The 15,066-nt window shown below is 55.4% G+C and carries 11 protein-coding genes, 2 tRNA genes and 1 pseudogene; 7 read left to right on the forward strand and 7 right to left on the reverse strand.

Annotation, left to right across the window (positions count from 1 at the left end; all coding sequences use genetic code 11):
- Positions 1–26: 26 nt before the first annotated feature.
- The gene (locus IPH19_01430; protein QQR61111.1) at positions 27–2,045 is read right to left on the reverse strand and encodes a translation initiation factor IF-2; all 2,019 of its coding nucleotides are present in this window, start codon (positions 2,043–2,045) and stop codon (positions 27–29) included.
- A 51-nt stretch (positions 2,046–2,096) separates the two neighbouring features.
- On the opposite strand from IPH19_01430, the gene truB reads away from it, so the two are divergent.
- Together truB and rny are read left to right on the forward strand one after the other, a co-directional pair.
- Positions 2,097–2,771, forward strand: coding sequence for a tRNA pseudouridine(55) synthase TruB (truB, locus tag IPH19_01435; protein ID QQR61112.1), 675 nt, complete (start codon positions 2,097–2,099; stop codon positions 2,769–2,771).
- Between the two features lie 143 nt (positions 2,772–2,914).
- Complete coding sequence (gene rny / locus IPH19_01440) at positions 2,915–4,450, forward strand: ribonuclease Y (GenBank protein ID QQR61113.1); 1,536 nt, start codon at positions 2,915–2,917, stop codon at positions 4,448–4,450.
- A gap of 574 nt (positions 4,451–5,024) precedes the next feature.
- Here rny and IPH19_01445 read toward each other — a convergent pair.
- Entirely contained in the window at positions 5,025–5,381 is a 357-nt protein-coding gene (locus IPH19_01445; GenBank protein QQR61114.1) for a GFA family protein, read from the reverse strand.
- Between the two features lie 145 nt (positions 5,382–5,526).
- Here IPH19_01445 and IPH19_01450 point away from each other — a divergent pair, with 145 nt between their 5' ends.
- The gene (locus IPH19_01450) at positions 5,527–5,862 is read left to right on the forward strand and encodes an HU family DNA-binding protein (GenBank protein ID QQR61115.1); all 336 of its coding nucleotides are present in this window, start codon (positions 5,527–5,529) and stop codon (positions 5,860–5,862) included.
- Positions 5,863–7,181: 1,319 nt separating this feature from the next.
- Here the strand turns inward: IPH19_01450 and IPH19_01455 are convergent.
- The 3 genes and pseudogenes from IPH19_01455 to IPH19_01465 form a co-directional block, all read right to left on the reverse strand.
- Positions 7,182–7,607: pseudogene (locus IPH19_01455) on the reverse strand (hypothetical protein).
- Between the two features lie 288 nt (positions 7,608–7,895).
- Entirely contained in the window at positions 7,896–8,435 is a 540-nt protein-coding gene (locus IPH19_01460; GenBank protein ID QQR61116.1) for a hypothetical protein, read from the reverse strand.
- An 84-nt stretch (positions 8,436–8,519) separates the two neighbouring features.
- Positions 8,520–8,595: transfer RNA gene (locus IPH19_01465), tRNA-Lys, on the reverse strand.
- Between the two features lie 80 nt (positions 8,596–8,675).
- On the opposite strand from IPH19_01465, the gene IPH19_01470 reads away from it, so the two are divergent.
- A tRNA-Arg gene (locus tag IPH19_01470) sits at positions 8,676–8,752 on the forward strand.
- Positions 8,753–8,793: 41 nt separating this feature from the next.
- Here the strand turns inward: IPH19_01470 and IPH19_01475 are convergent.
- Together IPH19_01475 and IPH19_01480 are read right to left on the reverse strand one after the other, a co-directional pair.
- Positions 8,794–9,567 (reverse strand): hypothetical protein, encoded by a 774-nt coding sequence (locus IPH19_01475; GenBank protein QQR61117.1) that lies wholly within the window; start codon positions 9,565–9,567, stop codon positions 8,794–8,796.
- 11 nt (positions 9,568–9,578) lie between these two features.
- Positions 9,579–12,518, reverse strand: coding sequence for an isoleucine--tRNA ligase (locus IPH19_01480; GenBank protein QQR61118.1), 2,940 nt, complete (start codon positions 12,516–12,518; stop codon positions 9,579–9,581).
- A gap of 47 nt (positions 12,519–12,565) precedes the next feature.
- On the opposite strand from IPH19_01480, the gene IPH19_01485 reads away from it, so the two are divergent.
- From IPH19_01485 to IPH19_01495, 3 genes are read left to right on the forward strand one after another with little or no spacing between them, the layout of a single operon-like run.
- Positions 12,566–13,009 (forward strand): RpiB/LacA/LacB family sugar-phosphate isomerase, encoded by a 444-nt coding sequence (locus IPH19_01485; GenBank protein QQR61119.1) that lies wholly within the window; start codon positions 12,566–12,568, stop codon positions 13,007–13,009.
- On the forward strand, positions 13,006–13,635 hold the full coding sequence (locus IPH19_01490; GenBank protein ID QQR61120.1) for a hypothetical protein: 630 nt from the start codon (positions 13,006–13,008) through the stop codon (positions 13,633–13,635). The genes IPH19_01485 and IPH19_01490 overlap by 4 nt, the downstream gene beginning before the upstream one ends.
- The gene (locus IPH19_01495) at positions 13,632–15,023 is read left to right on the forward strand and encodes a hypothetical protein (protein QQR61121.1); all 1,392 of its coding nucleotides are present in this window, start codon (positions 13,632–13,634) and stop codon (positions 15,021–15,023) included. Before IPH19_01490 ends, IPH19_01495 begins: the two co-directional genes overlap by 4 nt.
- Positions 15,024–15,066: the final 43 nt, after the last annotated feature.

The following is a 15,066-nucleotide window of genomic DNA, read 5'->3' on the forward strand; positions in this document are numbered from 1 at the left end:
ACACCCCGCAATTGCGGGGTGTTTTGTTAACGGAATGACTCGACTTTGCGCGCCTTGGACTCTTCCGTGTAGGCCTCGATTCGATCGCCGACGAGGAGTTTGAGCTTGCCTTGGAACGAGAGGCCACACTCAGTACCTGCGCCGACTTCCTTCACGGCGGACTTACCGCTCTGAAGCGATTCAATCGTACCTTCTCCGATAATTTCATTGTTGCGGAACACGCGGAGCTTGGCAGCCGTAATGAGTTTGCCTTCTTTGACACGCAAACCAACAACCATGCGAGCGGTTTCCGTAAGGAAAATCGCGGCGACCTCGGCGGAACCGAGTTCTGTCACAATCTTTTCTTGCGGCAAAAGCTTGTTCAAGCGCTCGACAATGTCATCGAACAAATCGTAAACAACTTTGTAGATCAAGACATCAACTTCTTTCTCGCGAGCCTTGTGGACGAGAGCTGGCGGAAGCATGACGTTGAAACCGTAGACGACGGACGGCTTGGAGTTTGCAGCGCGCATAATGTCGCCTTCCGTGATGTTTCCGAGACCTTTCTGAATCACATCGACGCCAACGAGTTCATGCTTCACTTTTTCCGTCATGCCGAGCAAGGCTTCAAGCGAGCCGAGCACGTCCGTCTTGAGAACGACGTTGAGCATGGTCTTTTTCTGACCTTCCTCGCCTTCAACTGGCTGCGCCTTGGTAGCCGTGAGGGATTCCACGTTCTGACGTGAAACGTTCTTGGTTTTCTTTACCTCGAGGTCACTCGCGTTTTCCGGAACTTCGAGAATATCTCCGACAGCTGGAGCTGTCTTGAATCCGAGAATTTTCACCGGCATTCCAGGCGTCGCTTCATCCATGATCTTACCGGTCCAATCGCGCATCATGCGGACGCGGCCATAAGCAATGCCGGCGATACCGAGCGCGTCGTTACGATGAAGCGTGCCGTTCTGGATGATGGCGGTGGCGACTGGGCCTTCTCCTTTGTCGACACGGGATTCAATAATCGTTCCGGCGGCGCGTGTGTCCGGGTTGGACATGATGCGCTCCTTCTCAACCTCTGCGACGAGCAAAATCAAATCGAGAAGATCGTCGATACCGGTTCCGACTTTGGCCGAGATTTTGGCCATCGGTGTTTTTCCGCCCCATTCCTCGACAGTAACGCCGCATTCTGCCAATTGACCAAGCACGCGGTTTGGGTCGGCGTCGGGTTTATCAATCTTGTTCAAGGCGACAACGAATGGAAGCTTGGCGGCCGTGATGATGTTGATGGCTTCTTTAGTCTGAGGCTGTACGCCGTCGTCGGCAGCAACAACAAGAATAGCGATGTCGGCAACTTTAGCGCCACGCGAACGCATAACGGTAAACGCTTCGTGACCTGGCGTGTCGATGAAGGTCAACGGCTTACCCTTGTTCTCAACCATGTACGCACCGATGTGCTGGGTGATTCCACCAGACTCCCCTTCCATGACGTGGGTTTTGCGAATCGCGTCGAGCGTGCGTGTTTTACCGTGGTCAACGTGACCCATGACAACGACAACAGGCGGACGTTCTTTCAAATCGCCTTTTTCTTGTCCGCCCAAAATTTCCTTCAAGCGATCCTGACTTTCAACAGACGCCTGCATCTCGGCCTCGATCTTGGATTCCGGAAGCGGCTTGTAACCAAGTTCCTCGGCGATGATGGAGGCGGTGGTGTAGTCGATGCGCTCGTTTTGGGAAGCGAGAATACCGGCTTTCATGAGCTGCTGAATAACGCGCGTGACAGGCAAGTTGAGTTTGCCGGCAAAATCGCGGACAGCCACAACGGCCGGAAGCGTGACTTCACGGTTTTCAGGAGTCGATCCATCGGCGGTGACAACGGCCTGTTGTTTGACCAGCGTGTCGCGCAAACGCTCGCGGCGGGAGTTCTCCAGCCACTTCTTGTAGATCTGATCGGCGGTGCGATCATCGATCTTGATGGCACGGGCACCGACGTCAAAACCCAGCTCCGGCATTTTTGCGAGGAGCTGCTGCGGGGTGACGCGTAAGCGGCGCGCCAGTTCAGTAACGTTCATGCGTGCGAGTTTAGGCTTTACTAAGCGGAAAGTCAAGCGTATAAACGTGTCATGGACGGATTACTTCTGATCGATAAACCAGCTGGATGGACCTCGCATGACGTCGTGGCTAAGCTACGCGGGATTTTGAAGATGCGGGCGATTGGCCACGCTGGAACGCTTGATCCCTTTGCGACAGGGCTTTTGGTGCTCGGTCTCGGAAAAGGCACAAAACGGCTGACTGCGCTGGTTGGCGTCGATAAGGAGTATTTTGCAACGATTCGATTGGGCGCGACGAGCGATACGTTTGATAAAGAAGGAGTTCTCACGCCTCACGCGACACGCGACACGCCTCATCCGACGAACGAGGAAGTCGAGAAAGCGCTCGAGAAATTTCGAGGCGGATACGATCAGCTCGCTCCCCTGCACTCAGCCAAAAAGATTGGTGGAAAAAAATTGTATGACTTGGCGCGAGCGGGAAAAGCTACGGAAGAAATGCGACCGATGAAGCATGTGAGCATAAAGCATCTGAGCATCGAGCAGTATGCGTGGCCGGATTTGTCGATCAAAGTGAATTGCGGAAGCGGGACGTATATCCGATCGCTTGCAGATGATATTGGACGCGAGCTAGGTGTTGGCGGGTATTGCGTCGAACTACGAAGAACAAAAGTTGGAGATTTTGACGTGAAGAATGCGGTTACGATGGAGGGCTTGAACCAGGACATTGCGGCAAAACACGTCCTCTGATACGTTGGTCATACTGACAATTTTCTGCGCCGGAAGCGATAGATGTCGTGAAGTCGGTCAAATCATCACTTTTTAGCTAGCTTTGGAACAATTAAAGACGATGTAGGACTGGCCACCATCCGCGCCGGCGTTTATCCCTATTTATGGAAAGCGCTTTGATCGGACTCCTGTTTGCCGCGATCGGCATCGGGATTGGAACAGCCATCGGATATTACTTGAGAGATCGGAAATCGAAGGCGAATTTGGATGAAGCATCGCGTAAAGCAGAAACGATTCTGCGCGAAGCGGAAGCCAAGCAGGCAGAAGCAATCGCCAAGACAAAAGAGAAAGCGATCAAAATTTTGGAAGAAGCGCGCTTGGAAGAAAAGCGAGCTTTTGACGAACTCATGAAACAACAGACAGCTTTTGCGGAACGTGAAACGATGTTCGGCCAGAAGATGCTTGATGTTGATAAAATGAGGCAGGATGTTGAAGCTGCACAAAAGAAACTGGAAGAGGCTCACACTCATACCGAGACCCTCAAGGCCGATGTCATGAAAAAACTTGAGGAAGTAGCATCTCTCACACAACAGCAAGCCTTGGAGCGCCTGCTTGTCATGGCCGAGGAAGACAACAAGGAAATCTTGCTCGGACGCATTCGCAAGCTTGATGAGATGACGGCGGAGGAAATCGACAATAAGGTGAAGAATATTTTGGCGGTAGCGATACAGAAGCAAGCTTCGTCACATGTCGTCGAAACAACGACCACGCATGTTCAGCTGCCTTCCGAAGAAATGAAAGGCCGCATCATTGGTCGCGAAGGACGCAATATCAAGGCCCTCGAGCTTTTAACGGGTTGCGAACTGATTATCGATGATACGCCTGGCGCCGTAACGGTTTCCGGTTTCTCCCCTATTCGCCGTCAGGTTGCCCGCCGTGCGCTTGAGAAATTGATCACGGATGGACGTATTCATCCGGGCCGTATCGAGGAGTTTGTGGATGAAGCCAAGCGCGATCTTCAGATTGATATCCGTAAAGCAGGTGAAGACGCATTGTTTGAACTTGGCTTGCCGACGGCGACGTTGGATCCTAAGCTCGTGCAGATTCTTGGCCGATTGAAATTCCGAACGAGTTACGGCCAGAACGCATTGCTCCACTCGATGGAAGTTGCCCGACTATCTGCGATGCTTGCAGAAGAATTGAATGCAGATGTCCATGTCTGCAAGCTTGGCGGTTTACTTCACGATATCGGCAAGGCAGTTGATCACGATATGCAAGGCTCGCATCCGGAAATTGGCTATCAGATCATGCAAAAGTACGGCTTTCCGGAAGAGATTGCGTATCAGTCGATCGGACATCATGAAGATAAGCCAAAGACGCTTGAAGCGATTATCGTCAAAGCGGCAGACGCTATTTCTGGCGCGCGACCTGGCGCTCGTAAAGACTCGCTTGAATTCTATGTGAAGCGTTTGCAGGATCTTGAGAATGTCGCCATGAGCTTTGAGGGCGTCGACAAGGTGTATGCGATTCAGGCCGGACGTGAGATTCGCGTATTCGTGAATCCAAAAGTGATCGATGATTATACAGCGACAAAGTTGGCGCGCAATATCGCTAACAAGATTGAAAGTGAACTGAAGTTTCCGGGTGAGGTGAGGGTGACGTTGATCCGAGAGACGAGAGTGGTTGAGCACGCGAAATAACAAAGAGACCGCCGAAAGGCGGTCTTTGTTCTGCCCGTTGACGAACAGAGCAACATCTGGAATACTCGTCCAGCTTTACGTTCTTTTTTGCTTTAACACGACACACACAAGGAGCGACCAATGCCCCTGTTCCGTGCGCTAATCATCACGATCTCCTCCATTCTCCCCCTGACCCTGCTCGGCTGCGGCAACACACCGCCCCGAAGCTGCGCACCTGGAGAAACCCAGGAATGCTACTGCTCCGGCGGTGGGACCGGCGTCCAGACGTGCAGCTCGAGTGGGAGCGGTTGGGGCGCCTGCGTCGGCTGCTCATCCGTCGGATCGCCGGATGCGGGTAGCGGCACCATGTGTCGACCCAGCGGCGTATCTGTACTCGTCTGCGGCTGCTGGGGCTACGCTGTTGATGGACAGATCGTGTCTGCCGGCGGCTGTTGCTCTGGCTATGCCCGTCAAACGCTTTGCCCCGGAAGTCCACCTTGCCCGGCAGGCGGGTATCCTTGGGCGAACGTCTGTACACCCTAGCTTGCTGAAGCACTGCTAAAACGCGCTCCCTCTCTGGAGCGCGTTTTAATTTTTATAGGCTTTTACCATCAAAATGATCGAGCTTCATTCCGTGGGTATCCACGCCGTCTAGACAGCGTACGTTTACGGCGACGCTCTCATTCCCCTTTCCGTCGGAACCGCGGCCGAAGGAGCGTACTCCGCAGGTTTTACAGAAAAAATGATGGATCAGCTTTTTGTTGAATTGGTAATCGGTCAGATTGGCTTCACCGCTGGTCAATTTGAACTGATCGGCTGGAACAAAGGTCAGAACCCAGCCTGTTTTTGAGCAAATCGAGCAATTGCATGTCATGGAGCTGTCGAGATCGGCATCGACCTCATAACGCACGGCTCCGCAATGACATCCTCCTGTATAGTGTTGCATGGCCATAGATATTTTTTGGCTAAAAATAGGGTTTTATTGTTAATCGGTCCTTGTGAGCCTACGCGGATTCTTGACCTTCCACAAGTCATCTGTTGCGCAACTTAGCGAAAAAATGTAATGTAGTGCCATCAATCATTAATCATTCCTACCTATGAACAAGGCAGAACTCATCAACTACCTCTCGGAAAAGGTCGGTGTCACCAAAAAACAGGCTGAAGACATGGTCGAAGCGTTCGTCGATGTCGTCACATCAACCCTCAAGAGTGGTGGAGAAGTGAATATCGCCGGCTTTGGCGCTTTCATGGCCAAGACGCGCGCCGCCCGCATGGGGGTTAACCCGCAGAAGCCGACCGAGAAGATCCAGATCGGCGCTGTCACGGTTCCGAAGTTCAAGGCTGGCAAGGGCCTCAAGGATGCTCTCAAGCACGCTGGCATGGCTGCGAACGCCGCTCCTGCCGCTGCCCCGTCCGCTCCGGCCTCGATGTAAAACCGCCCGAGGGGGGCCGGCTTTTGGTTTTTCGTCGGCCGCCGCCCCGCGCCCCCGCCTTCCGCCTTCCCCAGCCCGCGCGGCCCCCCCCCCCCCGCGGGGGGTTTTTCTCCCCCCCCCGCTTTGTAAAAGAGGCGGGGGCCGCCCCCCCCCACAAAACGCCCGGCCCCGACCGGCGGGCCGGGGGGGGGGGGGCCCGCCCCCCCGCCCGCACCCCCCCCCCCCCCCCGCCGGGCCACCGCCCCCGCGGGGGCCTTTGCCGTTGGGGCCCCCGCCGGCCCCCTGGCCCCCGCCCCCCTTCGGGGGGGGGCGCGAAGAGTCTCCCCCCCCCCCGAAACCCGGTCCCCCCCGCCCCCGGCCCCCGGCGCGGGCGCGGCCCCCACGCCGCCCCCCCGCCCGGGCCGGTTTGTTCACCCGGGCCCGGCGGGGCGGGGGGACCGGAACGAAAGCCCCCCGGGGTCGTCCGTTCTTCCCCCCTTTTTTTCGCCCCTTCTTCCCCCCCCCCCCCCCCCGCCGGACCCCCCGGGGGGGCCCGCGGGGGGGCCCGTGAAGCGTTTTCTGTGTTTCCCCCGCGGCCCCGCGCCCCGCGGGGGTTCGGGGGGCCCCGGGGCGCTTACACAAGGCACAACCCCCCCCCCAAAAAAAACGGGGGCCCCCCCCCCCCCCCCCTCCCCCCCCCCCCCCCCCCCCCCCCCCCCCCCCCCCCCCCCCCCCCCCCCCCCCCCCCCCCCCCCCCCCCCCCCCCCCCCCCCCCCCCCCCCCCCCCCCCCCCCCCCCCCCCCCCCCCCCCCCTCCCCCCCCCCCCCCCCCCCCCCCCCCCCCCCCCCCCCCCCCCCCCCCCCCCCCCCCCCCCCCCCCCCCCCCCCCCCCCCCCCCCCCCCCTTTTTCCCTCCCCCCCCCCCCCCCCCCCCCCCCCCCCCCCCCCCCCCCCCCCCCCCCCCTTCCCCCCCCCCCCCCCCCCCGGCCCCCCCCCCCCCCCCCCCCCCCCCCCCCCCCCCCCCCCCCCCCCCCCCTTTTTTCCCCCCCCCCCCCCCTTTTTTTTCCTTTTCCCCCCCCCCCCCCCCCCCCCCCCCCCCCCTCCCCTTCCCCCCCCCCCCCCTCCCCCCCCCCCCCCCCTTCCCCTTTTCCCCTTCCCCCCCCCCCCCCCCCCCCCCCCCCCCCCCCCCCCCCCCCCCCCCCCCCCCCTTCCCTTTTTCCCCCCCCCCCCCCCCCCTTCCCCTTTTCCTTTTTTTCATCGGTCCTAACAAAAAGCCTCCCGATCGGGAGGCTGGGGGGGGGGGGGGGGGGGGGGGGGGGGGGGGGGGTTTTCTCATCATTCCTTTTACCGACTCGACTAAGTCCTCAATCTTCACGAGCTTGGCTTCAGAATCGCTGCGGCCTTTCCACTCTACAGAGTCTTCCTTGAGCGTCTTCTCAGAAACAACGAGGCGGAGCGGGAGACCGATGAGGTCGGCGTCGGCGAATTTCTCGCCCGGGGAGATGCCTTCGCGATCATCCCACAAAACTTCTACGCCTTCCGCCCACAACCCATCGTACATTTCTTTGGCGATGGAATTGATGCGCGTCTGCACGGCTTCATCTTTTGATTTCAATGCAACAAGATGAACGTGGAACGGCGCGACGGAAACGGGCCAAGTCATGCCTTTCTCGTCGTGATGCGTTTCTACGATAGAGCCGACCAAGCGCGTGGTACCGATTCCGTAGCAGCCCATGAGGACGCGCTTTTTCTCGCCGTTCTCATCCATGAAATCAAATTTGAAGGCGTCCGTATACTTGGTGCCGAGGTCAAAGATATTGCCGACTTCCACACCTTTCATCTGCGCAAGCGTTCCGTTGCACTTGGGACATTTTTCTCCGACTTTGAGCGTTGCCACCTCTTCATTTTGGCCAAACTCGCAGTTCTCACAGGCGATCAGCATGTCTTCACCGGCATCGGTTAACGCTTGGAACTCATGCGACATGTTCTCGGTAAAAATACCGCCGCTTGCCTGAACGACTTTTACCTTTAATCCGCAACGCGCATATGCCTTCACCTATGCCTGCAACGCCTTTTCATAAAACTCCGACAAGCTCTCTTGCGTCGTATGAAAGCTGTACATGTCCTTCATGCGGAATTCTCGACCGCGCAAGACACCGCTCTTGGCGCGTAGTTCATCGCGAAACTTGGTATTGATCTGATAGACCGCAAATGGAAGATCCTTATAGGAACCAACAGATTTTTGAATCAGCGGGGTGACAACCTCTTCATGCGTGCAGCCGAGCGCATACTCCTTTCCTGTCTGCGAGTTGAGTTTGAATAGAATATCGACACCCTCCCATCGATTCGTGGTTTCCCAATATTCCTTGGGTTGAAGCGAGGGCATGAAAATTTCTTGGGCGCCGAGCATGTCCATTTCTTCCCGAACAATTTGCTCGACCTTGCGTAACGTACGCAAACCGAGCGGTAACCAAGTGTAGACGCCGGCCATTTCTTGGTCGACGAAACCGGCTTGCGTCAGCAAGCGGGCGTTGGCGGAGTCGGTGTCATGCGGGACGTTTTTGGACGTGCGCGTGAAGAGGCGTGATTGGCGCATATGATTGGCAGAATGTAGCGAAAAAGGAACGATACGACAAGGGCAACAGACAAAGCAAAAACGACCGTGAGGTCGTTTTTTCTGTGGTGCAGCGGCTGGGAATCGAACCCAGAACCTTGGGCTTAAGAGGCCCCTGCTCTACCGATTGAGCTACCGCTGCGTACGGTAAAATGTGCCGAGATAATACCAGTTCTTTCTGGTTTGTCAAAGGGATTGAGCTAAGCTACGCTCCTTCCGCTCGCGCCCCTAGCTCAGCTGGATAGAGCGCTTCCCTCCGAAGGAAGAGGTCAGACGTTCGAATCGTCTGGGGCGCACCATATAAAAACTCCCCTAAGCGGGGAGTTTTTATATGAGCCGATTAAGACTTGGCGGCCTTGAATGCGGCTTGTGCCGCTTCTACGGCTTTCTTGTAAGTCTCGAGCGCTGACTTGAGTGCGGCTTGTCGCGTGTCTTGCGCGGACTTCATCGAGGCCTTGTGCGCCTCCTGAGCGGCGTTCACGGACTTGTAGAAGGTTTCGCGGGACGCCTTGACTGCGGCGCGGAATTTCTCGTTAGCAGCCTTGCGTTCATCAGCCGTTCCGTTGCAGCGAGTTTTCCATTCTGCATAAGCGGCGTCGACGGCTGACTTACGCGTGGCAACGGCGGTATCGACGGCGGTGCGGCGCGTCTTCAGCGAGGCGTCGTGCGCCGAGCGGAAAGCGGCGTTTGCGGCATCGACGGCGGCCTTACGTGCCACGATGGCGGCATCGACGGCGGCGCGATAAGCGGCAGCGGCGGCTTTCACTGCTTCACTGGCATTGCGCTCGATCATTTTGGAATCCTGTTTGGCGCGATTCTCGAGGCGCTTGGCTTCTGCATCATTGCGGTTGGAAAGAAGTTTTCCATTCCATTCGTCGCGATTCTTAGCGATGCGCGAGTCTTGATCGGCACGAAGTTTGGAAAGACGGTCACCTTCCTTTACTTGGCGTTCCGCATATTCCGCCTCCCACTTGATGGTGCGATCCGAACATACCGTTTCTGTCTTTACCATGATCGGCTCAGCCGTCATCGGGTCTTGAGCAAAAGCAGCGACCGGAGCAACAAGCGCCGAAGTCATGGACAAAGCCACGGCTAAAGAAAGGGATTTTTTCATAGGTAATTTCATTATACCAGTTCCATTTCAACTGTGGGCTCCCCTTCTCCGACAGAGATCGCGAGGCCTTCTGACTTCAAATCACGCATGACTTCTTCTTGTTTTTCTTGCACCGCCTCAACCATGTCTGCATCTGCCGTCACCGTGAGTCGGACGCGGTCGGAAGGCTGCATGCCTTTTTCTTTACGCGCATTCATGACCATGCGGACAAATTCACGACGTAAACCTTTGCGTTTCAATTCCGGCGTGATGACGGTATCGAGCGTAATCGTCCAAGCCTCTTCCTGCCCCGGAGCATGCTCGATGCGGACGGCTTCAACATTCAACTCTTCTGCGAGCAATGTGGCGAGATCACTCTGACGATTTAAGCGTGCAACTTCTTCAATATCGCTCAAGCGAACAATGGCGGCAGCGAGCGCTTGGCGAACTGGAAGTTTAGCGATGGAACGCTGCTCATGCGCTTTGGACGCGGCTTCACGCAGCCATTGCATGTCGGCGAGGAGACGTTCGTCGATGAGGCGCGGGTCGGCCTTGGGCCATTTGTCGAGGTGGACAGAGGCTTTTGGTCCGCCCATATCGAGATAGATTTTCTCGGCGAGGAATGGCGTGAAGGGAGCCATGAGACGCGTGAAATCGAGCATGACTTCAAGCAAGGTCTTCAAGGCATCAATTCGTTCATAAGCATTTTCCGATTTGATGCGGTCGCGTGAACGACGCAGCCACCAGGTGGAAAGGTCTTCTACGAATGAACGGAGCGGACGCGAGGCGCGTGCGATTTCGTAGTCGTCCATTTCTTTGGTGACTTCCTCGATGAGCTTGTGCAGGCGCGAGAACATCCAGCGATCGAGCACATGGGCGCTGCGCGGTTTATCGAGGCGGATCGTCTCCCCTTCTCCGTAGGTCGCGTAAAACGTTTTGACGTTCCAGAATAAGTTCAAGAAACCACGCACGATATTTTGTAGATCGCGGTCGGAGAAATTGAGCGGCTCGCCTTCCACCACGGCAGAAGAAAGCAAGTAGTAACGCATCGCGTCCGCACCGTAGGTCTGGAAGAGCTCCCATGGATCGGTGTAATTCTTTTGGCTCTTGGACATCTTGCGGCCGTCTTCCGCGAGAATAAGTCCGGTGCAAGTAACATTGGTAAATGCCGGCTTGTTGAAGAGCGCGGTTGAGAGCACGTGCAGGTTGTAAAACCAGCCGCGGGTTTGGTCGAGAGCTTCACCAATGAAGTCGGCCGGAAAGTTGGCATCGAACCATTTTTTATTCTCGAATGGATAATGCGGTGCGGCGTATGGCATCGATCCAGACTCGAACCAGCAGTCGAAGACGTCCGGAATGCGGCGCATTTCCTCGCCCTTGGCATTTTTGAATGTGACTTCGTCGATGTTTGGACGATGCATGGCCATCACGTCCTTTTCATCAAACTTATGACCTGTCGCTTTCTCGAGATCAGCAATGGAACCAAAGACTTGGACATCCGTTCCGTCTGCATTGGTCCAGACCGGAATTGGAGCGCCCCAGAAACGGCTGCGGGAAATACACCAGTCAGGTGCCGTTTCCAAACCTTTTCCAAAGCGGCCTTCCTTTAAGTGCGATGGATGCCAGTTGATCTTGGCAGCTGTTTTGAGAAGCTTTGGACGCATTTTTTTAATATCGACGTACCAAGCTGGCTGAGCCTTGTAGATCAGGCGCGTGTTGTTGCGCGCAAAGATCGCGACCGAGTGCTTTACGGTTTCCTTGCGATACATGAGGCCGCGCGACTCGAGATCAGCGATGAGCGTGTCGTTGGAAGCGAGATAGAACTTTCCTTCGACTAACGCAATGCCTGGGCGGTGATGACCGACGTGGTCGAGCGTGACGAGAACCGGAAGACCGTGCTCGCCGGCTGCGCGGAAGTCATCTTCACCAAAAGCCGGAGCCGTGTGAACGATACCGGTTCCGTCGTTCATCGTAACGTAGTCCATGCCGACGATTTCAAATGAAATACGGCCCTCGCGCTCCACGAGCGTATCCCAAACTTCTTTCTTGAGCGGATAGAGCGGTTCGTAATGCAGACCTACGAGCGCGGAACCCTGCATCTTTTGCACGATTTCAAAGTCGTCCTGCTCTTCTCCGAGCGGATAGAATTGTTGCAAGACTTGCGACTGGAGTTTTTCCGCAAAATAATATGTTTCACCCGATGAATTTACCCGTGCCTTCACATACATCTCTTCCGGGTGCACGGCGAGTGCGACGTTTGCCGGAAGCGTCCACGGTGTTGTTGTCCAGGCAAGGAAATAGGTTTTTTCTTCACCAACAGCTTTGAACTTCACCGTAACAGAAGGATCTTCCATGTCGACATAGGAATTTTCCATGGCGACTTCCGAGTTGGAGAGCGGCGTGCCGTTGACTGGCGAGTAAAAAGAAACACGCAAATCTTTATAGACGAGTTTCTTTTTCCAGAGCTCAGAAAAAACCCACCAGACCGACTCGATGTAGTCGCGGTCCATGGTTTTGTAGGCGCCGTCAAAATCGACCCAGCGGCCGAGACGTTCTACATAGCGCTTCCACTCATCCGAATAACGCATGACAGCATCAGCACAAGCACGGTTGAACTTGTCCATGCCGTACGCCTCGATGTCCGGCTTGCCTTGGAGCTTTAGTTCTTTTTGGATCAGGGCTTCCATCGGAAGGCCGTGACAGTCCCAACCCCAGACACGTGGGACGCGATAGCCTTTCATTGTCCAATAGCGCGGAACAGCGTCCTTGATGGCGGATTGGAGGAGGTGGCCCGGGTGCGGAAGACCGGTCGCAAATGGCGGACCATCGTAAAAGACATAGCCCTTGCCAGCCGGTCGTTCCTCGATCGAACGCTCAAAAATGCCTTGCTTTTTCCATAAAGCGGCCATTTCTTCCTCGATCTTGGGGAAGAGCGGTGCACGGTCCTCCCCTGTCTTGGCTGGTTCTGTCATAATAGGAGAAGAATGCGTCGGAATTGGTCCGAGGTCAAGCCATTTTTATGCCAACCAAACCCATGATTTATCTCGGAGCCGACCATGCGGGCTTCAAATTAAAGGAATCGCTCAAGGAAGCGTTAACCAAGGCCAAGCTTCCGGTCTGCGATTTGTCGCCCCGCCTCGTGAAAGAAGATGACTATCCCCTCGCTGCTATAAAAGTGACGTTGGCGGTTTTGCATGAAGTAGGCAGTTTGGGACTGCTCGTATGCGGAACGGGTCACGGTATGGATATTGCCGCCAATCGTTACAAAGGCGCGCGAGCGATCGTTGCGAGGACGGAACAAGACGCCAAACTGTCACGCGAACATAATCATGCAAATATTTTAGTATTAGGTGGATGGGTGACAAAGCCGGCTCTCGCGAAAAAGATTGTCATGAAGTTTTTGAAAACAAAGCCGAGTAAAGTCGAGCGGCATGTGCGGCGCGTGAATCAACTCGATACATGAACACGGAAATCATTCCGGCCATTCTCGTCCAAGATGAACAGACGTTCATCGAGCGGCTGCGTATGGTCGAGGGTTTGGTGACGAGCGTGCAGATCGATTGTATGGACGGACATTTTGTTGCAAATCGATCTTGGTATGAAGCGGGATCGATCGATACGACGCTGGGCATCGAATTACATTTGATGGTGAGCGATCCACGTCTCACGATTCAGGCTTGGCGACGCGTCCCGCAGCTTGAACGGGCGATTTGGCACATTGAAATTCCGATGGATCACACGGCCGCGATCGAAGACTGCCGTGAATTGGGCATCGAGTGCGGCTTAGCGATCTCTCCAGAGACGCCGGTTGAAAAACTCCTCCCCTATCTTGAGAGAATCGATGAGGTACTCGTGTTAGGCGTGACCCCTGGATGGAGCGGACAAAAACTTATCGCGTCGACGATTGAAAAGATTTCTGCGGTAAAGCATATCAACCCTGCGATCTTTGTCGGTTTTGACGGCGGGGTTACACTCGACAATTTGAAATCAATCGCCGAGGCAGGCGCCGACCGCATCAACCTTGCTTCCGCCCTCTTTAAAACCCCTGACCCGCGCGAGACCTTGCGTGCTATACTTTCCAGCATATGAAGAGAATTTCCCTGATCTTAGCATCTGCTGCCATGGCGCTGGTTCCACTCATGTCACATGCCGCAGCTCTCTCCCCTGGCGATCTGATTAAAGGATCGACGAGCTCGGTTTATTATTATGGCGTCGATAACAAGCGCTACGTTTTCCCGACAGAGAAAACATTCAAGACTTGGTATGCCGGATTTGATTCCGTTAAAACCATTTCGGATGCGGAACTTGGGGCGCTCATGATTGGCGGAAATGTGACGTATCGACCAGGATTGCGTTTGGTAAAAATTACGACTGATCCAAAAGTGTATGCCGTTGGAGCGAATGGCTCACTGCGCTGGGTGATGACCGAGGGTGTTGCCCGCGACTTGTACGGTACGGATTGGAGCACGAAGGTCGATGATATTCCGGATTCTTTTTTCATTAACTACCGGGTTGGCGCACCGATTGCATCCGCAACAGATTTTTCTCCAAATCAAGAAATGACAACGGCGAGCTCGATCGCTGTTGATCGCGGACTGACGACACCGACTCCTACGCCGACCCCGACTCCGACTCCGACCACCACGACTCCGATTCCGCCGGTCTATAGCGGCAGCATCGAACTCTCAAGCAATAATGCCGCCGTTAATACATCGATTAATGTTTTGGCGATTGCCAACCGTTCATCAGAGATCTCGGCCATTACCCTCTTCTTTGATGGAGTCTTTTATAAGCGCTGCGAATACAGCCCATGCAGCAGCGACGTGCAGATGAATGGGACTAAAGAAACCGCTGATACTGTTGCCAGGTTTGAATGGATTATGGGTCAGCGCGCCTATGCAACGAGCACGGTCAGCTTACAGAGCGGCGGCGTTCCAGGCATTTCGATCAACGTTACGCGACCTGAAGTACGCATGAATGGTCTACGTGAAGTCGTTGTTGACTCTGATGACCGCTTTATCGCCAGAACGATTGATATTTTTGTTGATGGAAACAGTGTTCGAGGATGTACCGACCAGCAACAGTGCCGCTACACAGGTGAAGAGCTCTCGCCGATTGGAACCGTACATTCTGTTTATGCGATTCTGCGTGACACGAATGGCACAGCGCAGCAGACGGAAACCAAACATATTACCGTCGTTGAGAATGAGCGGCCGCTTGTATCCGTCGAGCCTGGTAAGAATACTATTTTCCGCGGTGAAACGGTTGACGTAACCGTCCGCGCCACGGATGACAATGGTATTGCTTGGTCGGAAATTTGGATCGATGATACTTTGGTAAAACATTGCATGACTAGCATCTGTACAGCTGATATCGGACCGTGGAGCACCGCCAGACAGGTGCGCGCTATCGGTAAAGCGCAGGATAACTCCGGTTTCATCGGACAGGGCACCTCGACAACCGTCTTTGTGCAGTAATGGTTTGTGTGCCATTCTAGTATTGCTTAATTCTTTTCCCTCT

The organism is Candidatus Uhrbacteria bacterium (assembly GCA_016699205.1).
Classification (GTDB): domain Bacteria; phylum Patescibacteriota; class Patescibacteriia; order 2-12-FULL-60-25; family 2-12-FULL-60-25; genus CAIXDN01.